This is a genomic window from Borreliella americana (assembly GCF_032595795.2).
Lineage (GTDB): Bacteria > Spirochaetota > Spirochaetia > Borreliales > Borreliaceae > Borreliella > Borreliella americana.
Genome location: NZ_CP132449.1, coordinates 245,958 through 264,046, shown reverse-complemented (window position 1 = coordinate 264,046; position 18,089 = coordinate 245,958). Strand labels below are relative to the sequence as shown.

At 29.5% G+C, this 18,089-nt stretch carries 13 protein-coding genes and 1 tRNA gene; 4 read left to right on the top strand and 10 right to left on the bottom strand.

Going from position 1 to position 18,089, the window contains the following annotated elements; translation table 11 throughout:
* The first annotated feature begins 86 nt into the window (after positions 1–86).
* Positions 87–2,507 (top strand): endopeptidase La, encoded by a 2,421-nt coding sequence (gene lon, locus QIA00_RS01255; RefSeq protein ID WP_316257003.1) that lies wholly within the window; start codon positions 87–89, stop codon positions 2,505–2,507.
* On the opposite strand, the gene QIA00_RS01250 is transcribed toward lon, so the two are convergent.
* From QIA00_RS01250 to rdgB, 7 genes are all read right to left on the bottom strand, one after another.
* The gene (locus QIA00_RS01250; protein WP_316257002.1) at positions 2,496–4,793 is read right to left on the bottom strand and encodes an efflux RND transporter permease subunit; all 2,298 of its coding nucleotides are present in this window, start codon (positions 4,791–4,793) and stop codon (positions 2,496–2,498) included. The two genes, lon and QIA00_RS01250, sit on opposite strands and share 12 nt — an antisense overlap.
* A 14-nt stretch (positions 4,794–4,807) precedes the next feature.
* Entirely contained in the window at positions 4,808–7,330 is a 2,523-nt protein-coding gene (leuS, locus tag QIA00_RS01245) for a leucine--tRNA ligase (protein ID WP_316257001.1), read from the bottom strand.
* Positions 7,331–7,428: 98 nt separating this feature from the next.
* Positions 7,429–7,512 (bottom strand) — tRNA-Leu (locus QIA00_RS01240).
* Between the two features lie 20 nt (positions 7,513–7,532).
* Positions 7,533–8,138, bottom strand: coding sequence for a DedA family protein (locus QIA00_RS01235; RefSeq protein ID WP_316257000.1), 606 nt, complete (start codon positions 8,136–8,138; stop codon positions 7,533–7,535).
* Between the two features lie 4 nt (positions 8,139–8,142).
* On the bottom strand, positions 8,143–8,847 hold the full coding sequence (gene pcsA, locus QIA00_RS01230) for a phosphatidylcholine synthase (RefSeq protein ID WP_316256999.1): 705 nt from the start codon (positions 8,845–8,847) through the stop codon (positions 8,143–8,145).
* A gap of 13 nt (positions 8,848–8,860) precedes the next feature.
* Positions 8,861–10,633 (bottom strand): oligoendopeptidase F, encoded by a 1,773-nt coding sequence (gene pepF / locus QIA00_RS01225; RefSeq protein WP_316256998.1) that lies wholly within the window; start codon positions 10,631–10,633, stop codon positions 8,861–8,863.
* Between the two features lie 118 nt (positions 10,634–10,751).
* Positions 10,752–11,357, bottom strand: coding sequence for an RdgB/HAM1 family non-canonical purine NTP pyrophosphatase (rdgB, locus tag QIA00_RS01220; protein WP_316256997.1), 606 nt, complete (start codon positions 11,355–11,357; stop codon positions 10,752–10,754).
* A gap of 194 nt (positions 11,358–11,551) precedes the next feature.
* Here rdgB and QIA00_RS01215 point away from each other — a divergent pair, with 194 nt between their 5' ends.
* Genes QIA00_RS01215 through QIA00_RS01205 form a run of 3 tightly spaced genes read left to right on the top strand, consistent with a single transcriptional unit; the run spans position 11,552 to position 13,613 of the window.
* Entirely contained in the window at positions 11,552–12,577 is a 1,026-nt protein-coding gene (locus tag QIA00_RS01215; protein ID WP_301427068.1) for a M23 family metallopeptidase, read from the top strand.
* Positions 12,578–13,132 (top strand): bactofilin family protein, encoded by a 555-nt coding sequence (locus tag QIA00_RS01210; protein WP_316256996.1) that lies wholly within the window; start codon positions 12,578–12,580, stop codon positions 13,130–13,132.
* Positions 13,119–13,613 (top strand): YaaR family protein, encoded by a 495-nt coding sequence (locus QIA00_RS01205; RefSeq protein WP_231013626.1) that lies wholly within the window; start codon positions 13,119–13,121, stop codon positions 13,611–13,613. The genes QIA00_RS01210 and QIA00_RS01205 overlap by 14 nt, the downstream gene beginning before the upstream one ends.
* 91 nt (positions 13,614–13,704) lie before the next feature.
* Here the strand turns inward: QIA00_RS01205 and QIA00_RS01200 are convergent, their stop codons facing one another.
* The 3 genes from QIA00_RS01200 to QIA00_RS01190 all read right to left on the bottom strand — a co-directional run bounded on the left by QIA00_RS01200 (position 13,705) and on the right by QIA00_RS01190 (position 17,870).
* The gene (locus QIA00_RS01200) at positions 13,705–15,288 is read right to left on the bottom strand and encodes a glycerol-3-phosphate dehydrogenase/oxidase (RefSeq protein WP_316256995.1); all 1,584 of its coding nucleotides are present in this window, start codon (positions 15,286–15,288) and stop codon (positions 13,705–13,707) included.
* 270 nt (positions 15,289–15,558) lie between these two features.
* Positions 15,559–17,064 (bottom strand): glycerol kinase GlpK, encoded by a 1,506-nt coding sequence (gene glpK / locus QIA00_RS01195; protein WP_316256993.1) that lies wholly within the window; start codon positions 17,062–17,064, stop codon positions 15,559–15,561.
* Between the two features lie 41 nt (positions 17,065–17,105).
* Positions 17,106–17,870, bottom strand: coding sequence for an MIP/aquaporin family protein (locus QIA00_RS01190; RefSeq protein WP_301427065.1), 765 nt, complete (start codon positions 17,868–17,870; stop codon positions 17,106–17,108).
* Between the last annotated feature and the right edge of the window lie 219 nt (positions 17,871–18,089).

The window sequence follows — 18,089 nt, the reverse complement described above, 5'->3', positions numbered from 1 at the left end:
TATTTTATAATAAAAAAAATTATTATTAAATGAATTTTCATAAAATATTTGTTTTGTTATAATTAGCTCAGGAGATTTCAAATTTTATGGATGAATCTAAAAAAGCTAGGTCAGTGGATAAAAAAAAAGAAAAAGCCATAGCTGGAATTTTGCCTCATTCTAATAAGCCCGCAAGAGTGCCTTTAATAGCGGTTCCTTCTCATCCAGTTTTTCCAGGGATGTTTATTCCGATTGTTCTAATTTCTGATTCTGATATGAAAGCAATCGATTATGCTATGAAAGGCAATGGGATCATTGCCTTGTTTGTTTTGAATGATAAATTTTTAGAAAAAAACAATAATAATGCTCAACAGAAATTAATTATTGATTATAGTAAAGATATTTATTCTGTTGGAGTTACTGGAAAGATAATAAAAAAAATTAATCTTCCAGATGGTGGTTACAATATATTTGTTTCAACTTTTGATAGGATTAAATTTGTTAAAGTTGTTCTTAATGACAAGTTCCCTATAATTGAGATTGACTATTTAAAGCAAATTCCAGTTAGAAAAGATGATATTCAATCAAAGGCGGTTTACAGTAGTATTTTGCTTAGAACTAAAGAAATATTTGCACATAGGAAAATGCCGGAAGTTCAATTAAATATGGTTAATATTGAGGATAAGGGAAAACTATGTGATATTGTGGCCAGCACTATTTCATCTTCAAAAAATGATCATCAAATAGTTCTTGAAACTTTGAATGTAAAAGATAGGCTTAAAAAAGTTTTAGAACTGATTTATGAAGAGCTTAATTTAATTGAAATTCAAAATAAAATTACTAAGGGGATTCAAGAGAGATTAGAGAAACAGCAAAAAGAGTTTTTTTTAAAAGAACAGCTTAAGGCTATTAAAGCTGAACTTGGCATAGGAGATAAAAAAAGTAGCGATTTAGAAAAGCTTAAAACTAAGCTAAAGGCTTTAGAGTTAAAGGGAGAGCCTTTGGAGGTAGTTGAAAAAGAGTTAGAAAAATTTTCACTTCTTGAGACAAGTTCGGCTGAATATATTGTTGTTAGAAATTATCTTGAACTTATTACTGAGCTTCCTTGGCGAGATTTGAAAATTAATTTTGATAAATTAGATTTGCAAAAATCTAAAAGAATTTTAGATAAAACTCATTATGGAATGAACGAAGTTAAGGATAGAATTATTGAATATATTTCTGTTCTTAAATTAAGAAAGACCCAAAAGGGGGCTATTATTCTTCTGGTGGGCCCCCCTGGTGTGGGGAAAACTTCTATTGGGGCCGCTATTGCAAAGGTTTTGCGTACTAAGTTTTTTAGATTTTCTGTTGGCGGAATGCGCGATGAGTCAGAGATTAAGGGACACAGAAGAACCTATGTTGGTGCTTTGCCTGGAAAAATTATTCAGGGCTTAAGAATTACTAAGACAAATTCCCCTGTTTTTTTAATTGACGAGGTAGATAAGATTTCTGCTTCAAGTTATGGAGATCCTTTTTCAGTTCTTCTTGAAGTTTTAGATCCTGAACAGAATGTTAGATTTAGAGATCATTATCTTGATCTTCCTTTTGATATTTCGAATGTATTTTTTATTTTAACCGCTAATTCTGTTGAAACAATTCCAAGACCTTTATTAAATAGAATGGAGATTATTGAAATTTCTGGATATGTTGATAACGAAAAAATAGAAATTGCAAGAAAGTATCTAATTCCCAAAGTTTTAAGTGAAAACGGAGTTGATAAAGATTCTTTAAAGTTTCAAAGTTCATCTCTTGTTCAAATTGCTCAAGAATATGCAAGAGATAATGGGGTGAGAAATTTTGAAAAATATTTAAACAAAATTGTAAGAAAGGTTGCTAGAAAGCTTATTGAGAATACTGAGGTTAAATCTTATCAAATTTCCAATGACAATCTAGAAGAATATGTTGGTGTGCCTGTTTTTAGAAAGGAAAGCATGTCTAATGCTATGTATTCAGGAATGGTAATGGGTCTTGCTTGGACAAATTATGGAGGTTCAACTTTAATGATTGAAACTGTAAAGACAGAGTCCAAGGTGGGTGGAATTAAATTGACAGGTAGACTTGGTGATGTTATGAAAGAATCTGCTAATATTGCCTATACTTATGTTAATAGTATTAAGGAAGAATTAAGTATTAGTAAATCTTTTTTTGAAAAAAATATTATTCATTTACATATTCCAGAAGGAGCTACCCCAAAAGATGGACCTTCTGCAGGAATTACAATAGCTAGTGCTTTTATCTCCCTTGCTCTTAATAAGGTTGTTAGACCTCATTTGGCTATGACAGGAGAACTTTCTCTTACTGGGAATGTAATGATGATAGGAGGCCTTAGAGAAAAAATAATTGCAGCAAAGCGCAGTGGTGTGGAGCACATTATTGTTCCTAAGGCAAATAGAGTGGATTTAGAAGAGATTCCTATTAATATTAAGAGTGGTATTAATTTTTATCTTGTAGATAATATGCGCGAGGTCATTAAATTATTGTTTTAATTTTTTAACGTTGTTGTTTGAGACTAATTTTACTCTAGGTTTAAATAAATGAATTAATAATGGAAGAAGAGTTAGCGATGCAAGAGATGTTGTTAGCATTGTAAACGCAATTATTGCTCCAAGAGTTGATATTATTTTATAAGACGAAAATGTTAGTGTTAAAAATCCTATTCCAACAGAAATGGAATTTGCAAATATTCCATTAAAAACGCTGGGTATTGATTCAAGAAGTGCGGTTTTGTAGATTTGATTTTTTTTGTATTGTAAAATAAACGTATTGAAAAAATGAATTGAATAATCTACTCCCACTCCCATGCTTACAGATGCAATTGTTGCTGTTGCAGGGTTTAAAGTTATACCAAATAATCTCATTACAGCAAAGTTTAAAAACACTGACCATGCTACTGGGATTGCAATAATTATTCCGGTTTTTATAGATTTAAAGAAAAACATAAGTAGTAGTGTTATTGATCCAAGAGTTGTTATAATGTTCATAACCTGTTCTTTTACCATTGTTTTAGCTATTAATACCTTATCATAAACCCCTGAGAAATGATATTTATTATTTTTCATATATTCATTAATTGTTTTAATAGCATATTTTTCAAATTTTTTTATTCCTTCGGTTGAGTTGTCTTCAATTCTCACTATGATAGATATTAACGACCAATCATCATTAATGTACATTTTTTTATTTTCTTTAGTCCAATCACTTCTATCTACCAAATTTATTAGTTTGTTTAGTATAATTTTGTTTTCAGGCAGTTTATACTCTAGTGGTGATTCTTTTTTAATTTTAAAATTTGTAAATTTTAAAATTCCATTAATAGAACTAGATTGAGTTTTTGCAGAAAATGCATCAAGCTTGTCTGTAATTAAGTCTAGTGTTTGCATTGCTTTAGCATTTTTGAATTCACCGGGGTTGCCTTCAATTTCTATTTTGAAAATCGATATTCCCCCCATTTCTTTTTGCATTAGGTTTAGTGTTTTTTTTACACTTGTGCTTTCTTTAAAGTAATCTTTTTCATCAAAATTGATTTCTATTTTTAAAAGACCTGCAACAGAAATTCCCAGTATAATAAGGACCATTATAGAGGATGTATATTTTCTTTTTAATATAGATTTTGTTATTTGTGTGTTTAGTTTGGCAAGTCTTTCAAGGAAAAATATTTTATTTGCTTTATTTTCTTTTTCAAAAGACCTTTTTTTTGTAAATGGGATTAATGTTATTATTCCAGGTAAAACGGTTAATGAGATTATCATTGAGATAATTACTCCAATTGACATGAAAATACCCATTGTTTTGTAGGCATTAATTGAAGAGGTTGTAAGAGATAAAAATCCAAATGCAGTTGTAAGAGATGTGAGCAGGATGGGCGTTTTAAGTTTTTTAATTGTTGCTTTTATGGATTCTTTTGAGAGCTGTTCTTTTTTTATTAATTTAAATATTTCATTTATTATGTGCACAGCATTGGCGCATCCTATTGAAATAAGTAAAACAATCATTGAAGTTTCTGGCACTGTAATAGGGGATTGCACAAGCCCTTTAATTCCAAAAGTCCAAATCAATGATAATAATGCAATAAAAATAGGAATTAATGCGCCAATTAGATTTTTTATAATAAGATAAAGCGAAATTATTACTACAAAAGTAGCAAGAGGCCCTAAGATCTTAAAGTCTTCAACCATGTAATTTAATATTTTTTCTCTTACTATTAAATCTCCCGTAAGATATAACTTTAAATCGTCTGTTTCATATTTTTTAATTGTTTTTTCCATTTCATCAAGTTCAGTTTTTAAATTTCTACTGAAGTTGATTTGGTCACTCTCTGATGGGATTATTATGAAGTATATTAAATTTTCTGAGTTGCCTAAGAATGTGTTTTTTACAAATGGAGTTGACTTTATTTTGTTTTTTATTTCTTCTATATCTTTATCCGTGTAGATTTCTTTTTTAAATTGTGGGAAATAAGAAAATATGCTTGTAACGGCATTTGGAGATACTTTTAAAATTTTGGTTATTTCACCGATTACGCTGTTTATTGTTTCAAAATTTTTTTTATTGAAAATATTTTTTTTATCCTGAAATATTACTATTGTAGATAAAAGTGAATTACTTTTATCAATGTCTATTAAGCTTTCAGTTTCTTTGGTTTTGGGTATAAGTTTTAAGATGTTTGCATCGAATTTAAGATTTTTCAAAAAAAATCCTAAAAAAATAGTAATTAAGATAAATATTGTGAATATAATTCCTTTATATTTAATGCTTAGACCTTCAAAATCCATATCATGCCTCTTTTTTACTTTATCACTATGTTGACAAGCTTGTTTTTAATTACAATTATTTTTACTATTTTTTTATTTAATAAATTTGATTTTATTTTGCTATTTTCCATTGCTATTTCTTTTAGTTCTTTTTCGCCTGTCTCTTTGTTTAGTAAAATTTTGTCTTTTATTTTTCCATTTATTTGTAAGACAATTTCTTTTTTATCTTTAATAATAAGGCTTTCATCGAATTTTGGCCATTTTGAATTTTTGAATAAACTAGGAAGCTCTCCAATATATTCCCACAACTCTTCTGCTAAATGGGGTGCATAGGGAGATAAAATAATGATAAACGGTTTAAATATGTTTAAATAATTTTTTTCATACTTTAGAAGCCCATTTATAAATATCATCATGGCGGAGATTGCTGTGTTAAAATTTAGTTTTTCTGTGTCTTCTGTGACTTTTTTTATTACTTTATGTAGTTCAGATGTTATTTCCTTTGGGGGATTCTCTTTTGATAGTTCTTTTTTTCTTAAGTTCCAAATTTTGTTTAAAAATCGAAAAACACCAATAATGCCTTTAGTGTTCCAAGGCTTGGAATCTGTTAATGGTCCCATAAACATTTCATAAATTCTCATCGAGTCTGCTCCAAATTCCTTAATGATGTCGTCTGGGTTTATTACATTTTTTAAAGATTTTGACATTTTGGCAATTACTTGTGTTACTTCTTTGTTATCTTTTTTGTCAAAAAATTTATTGTCTTTTTCTATAACTTGGTCATTGGGTATTAAAATCCCATTTTCTTTTTGATAAGAAAATGACGTTATTATGCCTTGATTTATTAGCTTTTTAAAAGGTTCTTTGGTATTTACGTATCCTAGATCATAAAGAACCTTGTGCCAAAACCTTGAGTAAAGCAGGTGTAATACTGTATGTTCGGCTCCCCCTATGTATAGGTCAACTGGCATCCAATATTCAATTTTTTTTTTATTTGCAAACTCTTTTGGATTTTTAGGGTCTAGGTACCTTAAATAATACCAACAAGAGCCTGCCCATTGAGGCATTGTGTTTGTTTCTCTTGTAAAACCCATATCTTTTACGTTTACCCAATCTTTAATTCTTGACAAAGGAGATTCACCTGTTCCAGAGGGTTTATAGTTTGCAATTTCTGGGAGTCTTAAGGGAAGGTCATTTTCCTCTAAAGGTATTGTATTTCCAAGCTTATCAAACAAAATGGGTATAGGCTCTCCCCAGTATCTTTGTCTTGAAAAAATCCAATCTCTAAGCTTGTAGGTAACTTTTTCTTTCCCTTTTTTGTTTTTAGTAAGCCATTTTATTACTTTGTTTTTTACTTCAGAATTTTTAAGATTATTAAATTCATTAGGAGAATTTATTGAAATTCCATCATCAATAAATGCTTTTTCTAATATTTCATTTTTTCCTGATTTTGATATCACAGGTAAAATTTTTAATTGATACTTTTTAGCAAACTGAAAGTCTCTTTCATCATGAGCTGGAACGCCCATTACAGCTCCAGTTCCGTAAGTTCCTAGTACGTAGCTTCCAACCCAAATTGGAATTTTTTCATTTGTTATTGGATGAAATGCGTAAGATCCTGTAAAAACTCCCGATTTATCTTTTTCAAGAGAGGTCCTATTAAGATCGCTTTTGAGTTCTTCATGCTTTACATATTTTAATACATTTTTTTTAAAGTTGTTTTTTGTTATTTTTTCTATTAGTTTATTTTCTGGTGCGATTACTAAATATGTGATGCCAAAAATTGTGTCTGGTCTTGTTGTAAAGACTTTGATTTTATCGTTGTGGCCTTCAATTTCGAAGTCAATTTCAACTCCTGTTGATTTGCCAATCCAATTCCGCTGCATTTCTTTTACAGATTCAGGCCATTCCAATCCTTCAAGGTCGCTCAACAATCTTTCAGCATACTTTGTAATTTTTAAAACCCACTGTCTTAAATATTTTTTTTCGACGTTGTAAAATCCTCTTTCAGATTTTGGTCCATCTGAAGTTTGAATAATCTCTTCATTTGCCAGTACCGTTCCAAGCTCGGGGCAGTACCATACAGGCATTTCTTTTACATAGGCCAGCCCTTTTTTATATAATTGCAGAAAAATCCACTGGGTCCATTTATAGTAATTCTCCTCATGTGTTCTAATTTCTCGATCCCAATCATAGGCAAACCCTAAAGCTTTTATTTGTTTTTTAAACTTATTAATATTTTCTTCTGTACTTTTTTGAGGGTGAGTTCCCGTTTGTATTGCGTAATTTTCAGCAGGAAGTCCAAAGCTATCAAATCCTATTGGGTGAAGTACATGAAATCCATTCAAAAGCTTGTATCTTCCAAATATGTCAGTGGCCGTGTATCCTTCTGGATGGCCAACATGAAGTCCGTTGGCAGAAGGATAGGGAAACATGTCAAGTATATATAATCTTTTTTCCTTGGGAATGTTTGGGTCTTCTTCTACTTTGTATGTTTTGTCATTATCCCAAAATTCTTGCCATTTTTTTTCAATTTTTATGAATTCGTATTTAGACATTTATCCTCTTGAAAATTAACCCATAACAACTTATTCTCTAATATCCTTTTATATCGCATTTTTGTCAATTTTATTTAATAACATGCTAACAATTATGATGCTGTGAACTGGACTTGAACCAGCACGGGCTTACGCCCACTAGCCCCTCAAGCTAGCGTGTCTACCACTTCCACCACCACAGCACTATTAACCATTATATTTTTTATTTTAAATTTTTGTCAACTTTTTTATTTTTTTTAATTACGTAAATTATTATTGTTGTTGCTATTACAGTAATAAATATTGCAAATATAATTATTTTTATTTTTGAAAATATTATTTCAAATGATTGGCCTAGTTTAAAGCTTAAAGTAAAATAAACAATTATTGAGAGCAAAGTTGCAAAAAAGTCGGAAACAATAAATAGATCAGATTCCATATTTCCCATTCCCGCTGATATAAATATTGCGTTTCTAACTCCAAATGGTATAAACCTTCCTATAAATAAAGTTAATACTCCGTATTGACCATAATAGTAATTTATTTTGTCAAGCGTTTTATTATCTTTTTTGTTTTTAAATAGTTTATTCCCCATTAATTTTCCAATGTAAAAAGATATTATGTCTCCAAGATAGGCTCCCCAAAAAATTCCTAAAAATATTAATACAGTATATTCATTTTTTCGACTAGATAAAATTCCGCCCATTAATACTATTGCATCTTCAGAAATAGGAACATTAAGTCCTGCTAAAATTAGTAAAGAAAAAAATACTATTGGGGAATAAGCTATGTTTGAATCAATATATTCTATTATTGTGTTTATATACATTTTGTCATCTATTTTTTGTTTTATAAGTTAAATATATGCTTGCTAAGGTTAAATATACAAAGTAAAGGATAAGAACTGTTTTTGCAATTTTTAACGCTGATGTAGACAGCTCTGAAAATATTGATACAACAAATATTAGGCAACTTATTATTGTTACTGGTATGGTAATTTTCCTTAATTCTTTGGTTTTTGATGGGTAAATAAATTTTATTGGGATAAAGCTTGTTATAATGCATATTGACATTGTAATAAGATTTGTTATTTGTTCCATTTTAAAGATTATGTTTAATATTACAAATAGATTCCATAGGGAAGGAAATCCCCTAAAGTAGTTGTCATCTGTTTTTGCATCTGTTCTTGAGAATTGGTATGCTGACGAGAGTAAAATTCCGATGCAAATGGCGACCTTATATTTTTCTTCAATAAATTCTCCTAAATAAAAAAATATAACAGGTATAAATGTATAGTTTATATAGTCTGTAATATTATCAAGCAGAGTGCCATCAATTTCAGGTATTAATTCTTTAACCTTAAGTTTTCTTGCCATAGTACCATCAATTCCGTCTATTATAAGCCCTATTACTGTTAACTTTAAAAGAAGAGAATAATTGCCATTTACAATTGAAATTATTGAGTATAATCCTACAATCAAGCCAGATGCTGTAAAAATATGTACAAGCCAAGCTAAAATCAAATTGATATTTTTCACAATAAATCTCCTTTTATTGGAATATTTTCTTTATCTCTTCAAGTCTACATTGGAAAATTTTAATAGTGTTTTCTATTGTTGCTTTTTTTGTTAAATCTACTCCAGTAATATTTAAGGAATCTAGTGGATATTTAGAACCACCGGTTTTTAAAAATTTTATATAATTTTCTACTGCATCTTTTTTATTTTCTTTAATGTCTTTGTATATTGAAAGAGCAGCTGCAATGCCTGTCGCATATTGGTACACATAAAAGGGTGAATAAAAGTGGGGGATTCTAAGGCATTCAAGGGGACTTAATTCATCAAATTTTAGGCTAGGTCCAAAGTATTTTTTTAGCAAATTCATATAAGTTTCTGTTAGTGTTTCTTTTACTACGGGTTCTTCTTTACTAATCATTTCATGAATAATGTACTCAAATTCAGCAAACATTGTTTGTCTAAAGAATGTTGAAATCATGTCGTCAATTTGTGTGAGTTTTATATATTTTATTTTGTTAGTATCGGTTTCGTTTTTAAGCAAATATTCTGCCAATATTTGTTCGTTGATTATTGATGCTATTTCTGCTTCAAAAATGGAATAATTATAGTGCGGGAATGGGTTGTTTTTTATGCTAAAGTAAGAGTGCATTGAATGTCCTGCTTCATGTGCAAGCGTGAACACATCTCTTATTGATTCGTCTTTGTAGTTAAGAAGTATGTAAGGTTTTCCGTTGTATGATCCAGCACTGAAAGCCCCTGATCTTTTTCCAGTATTTTCGTATTTGTCAACCCATCTTTCTTTTAAAAGACCATTTCTTAAGATTTTTGTATATTCATTTCCTAGTACCTCTAAAGATTTTAATATCTTTTCACAAGCTTCTTCAAACGAATTTTTAAATGTTATTCCTTTTGTTAATGGTACGTAAACATCGTAGTGATATAGATATTCTTGGTTTAAAACTTTTTTTCTAAACTCATAATAGTCATTAAGCACAGATAAATTTTCATTGACAGTTTCGATTAAATTTGTATAAACTTTTTTATCAATATTGTTTGAAAAGAGCTGCATTGAAAAAGTATTTTGAAACTTTCTTGTTTTTGCAATAAAGTGACTTTTCTTAAAGTCTGAGATAATAAGATTAGCAAGCGTATTTTCATTATTTTTGTATTTTTGATAAAATTTCAAGAAAGCTTCTTTTCGTATTTTTTGATCTTCGTTTTGTAGAAATAGTGTGTAGGTAGAATTGGTTAAAGGGTGTCCATTAATTTCTCCAAATTCCATATCGGCATTTGTTAATGCTGAGAATATGTTTTGATAAGATGAGTAAAGAGGTGTATAGTTAGCAAGTATTTTTTCTTCTTGTTCGCTTAAAATGTGATTTTTTTCTCTTAGTATTTTTTCAATTGCAATTTTTTTATCCTTAAGTTCAGGATCATTTATCCAAGCTTGATTTTTTTTTTCGTCTGTTTTTAGTATTTTGGGCATGAAGTATGCGGTAGCATTAGATACTTTTGTAGCTAAATTGACACATATAGAATATATTTTATTTGAATTTTTATTGGTTACATCTGTTTCTAATTGAAGCATTGCATAATAAGAGACTTTCTCTAAATCTTCCATGATTTCGTAGTATTTATTTAAAGTTTCTTTAAACAAATTAAAATTTAATTCCAGTTTTTCATATTTTTTAAATTCTTTGATTTTAATTTCAATAGCATTGATTGCTTTTACATATTCTTTTTCATTTTCAAATAGAAAAGATAAATCCCATTTATCGTTTTCCTTGATTTCATTTCTATTTATCACTAAATTCTCCCATTCCTTTTTTATTGTTTGAAAAGAAATAAAAAGTTAAAATTTTATAAACATTGTGCTTTTTATTTTACAATAAAGTCTAAACTTTATACATAAAAAGCCTTTAAGTTTAACTGTTGAATAAAGATTCTAATAAAAATTTTTTAAATTTTAAAAATGCTATTCCTCTATGGGATATTTTGTTTTTTTCTTCAAGAGTAAGATCGCTAAACTTTTTATTATTTCTAGTTAAAAATATTGAATCATATCCAAACCCATAATTTTTATCGTCATTTAAACTTAAGGCAATTTGTCCCTTAATAATTCCTTCAAAATTTAATATTTGCCCATTTGTTGATATATAGCTTATGTTACATATAAAATATGCTTTTCTGTTTTTTTCATTTTTCATTAAGTCTAAAATTAGTTGATTTTTTTCATTAGTGCTTAATTTTTTACACACCTTATAAGTGTCATATCTTTTAGAGTAAATTCCAGGTTCCAAGTTTAGTGCCTCAATGCATAACCCAGAATCTTCTCCGAAAACATTTTGATTTTTATTTAAAATTTCAAACAGTGCTTTTGCTTTAAGCAAAGAGTTTTCTTTAAATGTTTTTCCTGTTTCTTTTATGTTAAAGTTTTGAGGGACTATTAAGTTTAAATTGGGGATATCTAATATATTTTTTACTTCATTTATTTTATTTTCGTTTGTTGTTGCAAAAAATAGTGTTTTCATCTATATAATAATAAAGTATTTATGAGTTTAATTGTATAATTATATTGGTTTTAAGTATTATTCTCTTTAATTTTGTGCATTTGTTACGTATTTTTGTACCAGGGTTTTATCGAAAAATTTGGATTTTTATCTAAGGTATTAAAATAAATTTTTAATTTTTTGTTTGAGCATGGTAATTTTTGGTAGGGTTTGTTATGAAGAAAAGAATTAAATTTAAGATTATTTTGGGTTTTAAAGGAATTTTAAAGTTTTTTTTAGCTATTTATAATTCTTTGTTTATAGCCCTTAAAGTTATACATTCTTTTTTTAAGCAAAATATTAGTTTTATTGTTATTCCTCATGTTAAAGGGAATGTAAAAAATATTAAAATTTCTTTTTTGACTCTATTTTTCTTTTCTATTTTTTTTTTAGGTGGTTTTATAGGGTTTGTTTTGCTTGCTGTTAATTATGTTACTCTCTCATCCATTGTTAAGTCTACAGAAAAAAATTACTCTTTAGCAGAATCTGAGATTGAAGATTTTAGAAATACAGTTGTAGAAATTAATTCTGTTGCAAAAAATTTTTCTAAAGTTTTAGATGAGCTTAAAACTTCTTTAAAAATCAATTCTAATGGTGTTGATTTAAATAAAAATAAACTAGATGGAGATCTTTCTGATTTTATTGATTTGCAAATTTTAGAAGCTAATTCAATAAAAGAGCTTAGCGATCTTAAAAATATTAAAAGCAAAATTGAAAGTTCAATTCCCCCCCTTAAAAGCATAGTTAAAGTCTTGCACGCTCAAGATAAGCTTTTAAATGATATTCCGTCTCTTTGGCCTCTTGCAGGTGGATCTGGAATTATTACCTTGCATTTTGGGCCTGCCATTGAGCCTTTTACTAGGCAATGGTATATTCACAAGGGCATAGATCTTGGAGGAGTTAGAATTGGAACCCCTATTGTTGCAACTGCTGATGGGGAGGTTGTTAGGGCAAGTTATCAGTCAGCAGGCTATGGCAATTTTGTTCAAATTAAGCATAAGTACGGACTTGCGACCCTTTATGCGCATATGTCGCGGCTTAATACTTCTAAAGGGTCTTATGTTAAAAAGGGGCAGATAATTGGATTTATGGGACAGACAGGTTATGCAACAGGGCCACATGTTCATTATGAGGTTCGTGTAGGTTCTCAAGTTATTAATCCCGATATGTATTTAAATTTAGCAACAGGAGCTTCAAAATAGATGTTAAATTTTTTGACTGTAAAAAAAGAAAGAAAAGCCCCTTCTTTGTTTATTTTTGATGAAATAAAAACAATAGTGGGTGTTGGTGATTTTTTTAAAGGAGACTTGGTTTCAAACAATTTTATTCGTCTTGATGGTGATTTTATAGGCACTATTAGCTCTACTAAAAGAGTAATTATTGGAGAGAGTGGTAGAGTTAAATCTAGTATTGATGCTAATGAACTTGTTATTTCTGGAATGGTTGTGGGTAATATTTATGCTAAAAGCAAGATTAAAATATTTGCATCAGGATGTGTTATTGGAAATATTTCTTGTAAGTCAATTGAAGTTGAAGAGGGCGCTATTATTGATGGGTATATGGATATTGGTGCTGAGTATCTTAGAGCTCCTGAAAGAAATACATTTTTTTATACTGGTTCTTACAAGGTCAATGAAGATCTTTTAATTGAAATCAATAAAGCGAATCAAGAAGAGAAAAAATCTTTTCAACTTTTAGAAGGTAAAGATGATAAATATTTTTCAAGTATTGTGAACAAAATAGATGAAAGTAAATAATTTGATTGCTGGGGCATTAAATCTCAATTCAAAAAATTATAAAAAAAGTGGCAAAAAGGTATCTTTTGATAAGAATAATCCTTTTTCTTCGGTGTTTCAGACTGAAAGCGTTAAAGAGGATAAGCATTTTATTTTGCTTGAAAATGGAGAATTTAATCTTGATTTAATTAAAAGTATGTTAGATGGAATAAATGAGACTGGTGAGAGACTTTTGAGCGAGCCTTCCAGACAAAATGTGATTTTTTATAAAAAAGTTATTTCAGAGTTTATATCCATTATCATATCATCTTCTGTTTGTTTGAAAGAGCAAAAAGGGGGAAGTTTTGGAGACCCCAAGCGTCCCAAGTATAGAATTATTAAGATTATTAATGATAAGTTGGACAAACTTGCCTATTCTGTTTTACAAAATCAAATGACTCAAATTAAACTTTTAGATAGCATTGAAGAGATTCAAGGTTTGCTTGTGAATTTGCTAATGTGAATTGGGTTAAAGGCTTTTTAATGTTTTAGATTATAAATTAAAAGGGATTGTTTAACAATCCCTTTGTTTAATATTAAAAATTAAATTAATTTTAAATTAAATATTTTTTACTTATTTCTAAAAAGGTTTTTATTTGATCATTTTTCCACTCTTCAGATTTATTTAATTTTTTCATCATTATTTCAGCAACTCTTGGAGCAGCTTCAATTGTAGCTTGAGGATTTAAAGGTAGTGATCTTGTTCTTCTTGCTAAAACATCCTCAATAGTCTTAGCTTGTTCAAATTTGATTGAAAAATCTATTTGAGCTTCATTTAAATCCAAGTTATCGTGTATTTTTTTTTCAAAACCTTCCATATTTTTTAGAATTTCAAAGTCGCTGCCATAAGCTCTAAAAGGTTCAGGAATTTTCATTGCCTCTTCTTTTTTAAGATAACCGTGCAACTTTAAATCTTCTGTAGCTGGTGCACAATTTGGTATTAAATTTTGTTCTATGGCCTTAAGTAAGGTTTTTTCTGCCATTTTTCTATATGTAGTATATTTACCCCCCGCTATTGTAATAAGATTTGAATCTGATATAAATATTTTTTCATTTCTTGAGATTTTTGAAGTGTTTCCTTTGGCTTTTGGATCCATTATTAATGGTCTTATTCCGGTATATACACTTTTCACGTCTGACTTTTCTATTTTTATATTTAAATAGTTATTTAAATTATTTATTATAAAGTCAATCTCTTCGTCAAATCTTTTAGGTTCTTCTTCTATTTCTTTTATTGGAATGTCGGTGCTTCCACAAACAACACTGCCATACCAAGGAATAGCGAATAAAATCCTATTATCACTGGTTTTAGGTATTAATATTGCATGATTTTGGGGGAATTTGTCTTTTTTGACTATTAAATGGCTACCTTGGGAAGGTTTGATGATGTTTAAGGCTTTTTCATCATCTAACCTTCTTATTTTATCTGAAAATATTCCCGTTGCGTTTATTATGCATTTGCTTTTTAATGAAATTTGTTCTTTTGACAATTTATTTTGTATGAGAACTCCCGAAAGCTTTCCGTTTTCTTTGTTGAATTTTTTAAGTTCTGTGTAGTTAAGGGCAACGCCTCCTTTTTCGGTAAAAGTTCTTAACAATGTTATTACCATTCTAGCATCATCGAATGAATCGTCGTAATATAGAACAGAGCATTTAAGGCCTTCTGTTTTAATATTGGGAGCTTTTTCAATGGTAGATGCTTTGGATAATAATTTAGTTTTGTATTTGGTAGTTTTTTCTTTACCCATAAGGTTGTGGTAATAACTTAATCCAAAATAATAATAAGGTATTTCCAAGGCATTATAAATAGGGGTGATAAGCGCACATTCATTAATTAAATGAGGTGCATTTTTCTCAAGAATGGCTTTTTCGTGCAAAGCTTCTTTAACTAAAGAAATATTCCATTGGGCTAAATATCTTACTCCACCGTGAATTAATTTGCTTGATCTAGAGGAAGTTCCTTTTGCGTAATCAAATTTTTCTATAAGTACTGCTTTATATCCCCTTGTAATTGCGTCTACCGCAATTCCAAGGCCTGTTGCGCCTCCTCCAATTATTATAAGATCAAATTCTTGATTTTCAAGATCTTTTAATTTTGTTTCTTTGTTATTATTCATGAAATTTAAATATTCCTCCATTTTGGTTAATTTCTTTTCTTTTTAGTTAAATACTAGATTTAATAAATTCGAAAAGACCATTTGTTTTAATTTTATTGAATAGTGCTATAGAACAATTGCGCTGGTGAATTTTTCAATTTTTTGTGATTTTCCTTTAGATTTAATATATTATTAATCATTTTTTGTATTGCTCCAATGATATTGTTTTGGTTTTAAAAAATTAAATAAATTATGCATAATTTTGTTCCCAGTGTATTTTTGTTATAATCTTAAAGCCCTGTTTTGAACTTTTTATAGATTATTAGAATTTTGTATCCATGATTTTGCTTTTTCAATTGCTTTGTTCCAATTCCCAAGAAGCATTTCTCTTTGATTTTTTGGCATTGAAGGTTCAAATATCTTATCTACTTGCCAAAGACTTACTATTTCTTCGGCGCTTTGCCAATAACCTGTTGCAAGCCCCGCAAGATAAGCAGCGCCAAGAGCGGTTGTTTCTGTTATTTTTGGTCTTACAACTTTGCATTCTAAAAGGTCAGCTTGAAATTGCATTAATAGATTGTTTTGACTTGCTCCTCCGTCTACTCTTAATTCTTGAATTTCAAAGTTGGGAACGGATTTTTTCATGGTATTTAGTATATCAAAACTTTGAAATGCTATGCTCTCAAGAGCAGCTCTTGTAATGTGAGCTTTTGTTGAGCCTCTTGTTATTCCGATGATTGTTCCTCTTGCATAAGAATCCCAGTGAGGTGCACCAAGCCCAACAAATGCTGGCACAAAATAAACTCCACCATTATCTAAGACAGAGCTTGCCAATGCTTCTGCATCTGAGCTTTTTCTGAAAAATTCAAGACCGTCTCTTAGCCATTGGATTGCAGCCCCGCCAATAAAAACACTTCCTTCAAGAACATAAGTTACAGATTTTTTTCTTCCCCATGCAATTGAAGTTAAAAGCTTGTCATGGCTAATGATTGGTTCTTTTCCTATATTGACTGTTAAAAAGCAACCAGTTCCATAAGTATTTTTTGCCATACCTTTTTTAAGGCAGGCTTGTCCGAATGTTGCTGCAAATTGATCTCCAGCAATCCCTGCAATAGGAATTGCTGCTCCAAATAGTGCTTTGTCTGTTTTGCCATATATCTCAGAACTTTCTTTAAGTTCAGGCAAAATTGCTTTTGGGATATTTAATATGCTTAAAAGTTCATCATCCCACTTTAATGTTTTAATATTTAATAATAATGTTCTTGAAGCATTAGAGTAATCAGTTGCATGTTCTTTTTTTTGAGTCAGATTCCACAATATCCATGTATCTATTGTTCCAAAGCACAATTCGCCATTTTCAGCTTTTTGTCTAGCGCCTTCTACATTATCCAAAATCCACATTATTTTTGTTCCACTAAAATAAGAATCTAACACCAAGCCTGTTTTTTCCAAAATAATTTTGTCTTTTCCTTCTTTTTTTAATTGGTCACAAATTTTTGCAGTTCTTCTGTCTTGCCATACTATTGCATTATAAATGGGTTTTCCTGTATTTTTTTCCCATATAACCGTAGTTTCTCTTTGATTAGTTATTCCAATAGCATCAACTTCATTTGGCAAGATTCTTGCATTTGCCATAGCTTCTGTTATAACTCCAAGCTGTGAGCCCCATATTTCTGTAGGATCATGTTCCACCCAACTTGGTTGTGGATAAATTTGAGTAAATTCTTTTTGAGCAAACCCTTTTATGTTTGCATTTTTATCAAATACCATTGCTCTCGAGCTAGTAGTACCTTGATCAATAGATAAAATGTATTTCATAATTTTTCCTCTTTTCTTTAATAAGATAAATATCTTTTCTTTTAGTCTTTGTTATTTTTTAGTGTAAATTCGTAAATTGTAGCTCCCAAAATTGCTCCAATTATTGGACCAATTATTGGTACAATAAATATACTTAGGTTGTTAAATCCATGATTTTTAAATCCAGCAAATAAGAGTAAAATTCTTGGTCCCAGGTCTCTTGCAGGATTAATAGCATAACCGTTCATTCCCCCAAAACTTATTCCTATTGATAAAACCACTGCTCCTACAATAAATGGAATAAATGGATTGTCGCTATGTTTTTTTGTAAAATCTCCAACAACAGAAATTAAAAACATTAGCAAAAAAGTTCCAAAAATTTGATCAATAAATCCAGGCAAAAATCCAGGAACAGCAGGGAAAGTTGCCATTATTCCTTGAGTATTTTCAAGTCCAGGATCCATTTCTATCCATTTAGGATAAAATACGACAAGTGTCATTAATGCACCCGTAAAAGCTCCTAATATTTGCGCTACAATGTAATGTAGAAGTTTTGAAACGGGAAATTTTCCAACACTTGCCAATCCTATGCTAACAGCCGGGTTTAGATGTGCTCCACTTATTCTTGCTGCCGTATAAATACCAAACGTTACACCCAGGCCCCATCCAAATACTATATTTGTATATCCCCCTTTTATTATTTCTCCTGGTATTTCAGGACTTGAGGAAAATAATACTGTCATTGCAACAGATCCTGTTCCTAGTGCCAATAGGATGAATGTTCCCAAAAATTCCGATATAAATTCTTGGAATTTTGTATAATTCATAATTACATCTCCTTATCTTTATAACAATTTTATTCTTTCTTAAGAAGTTTTAATTTTTGATTTTTGAATCTGAATATATTAAATTTTTTAATTAAATTTTATTTTGTTTTTTGCAAGATAGTTAGGATTTTTACACTTTAGCTTTTTTTATTAAAAATAATTAATTTTTTTAATAAAAGCTTTATTAAAATTATATTTATTATCTTATTTTTAATTAAG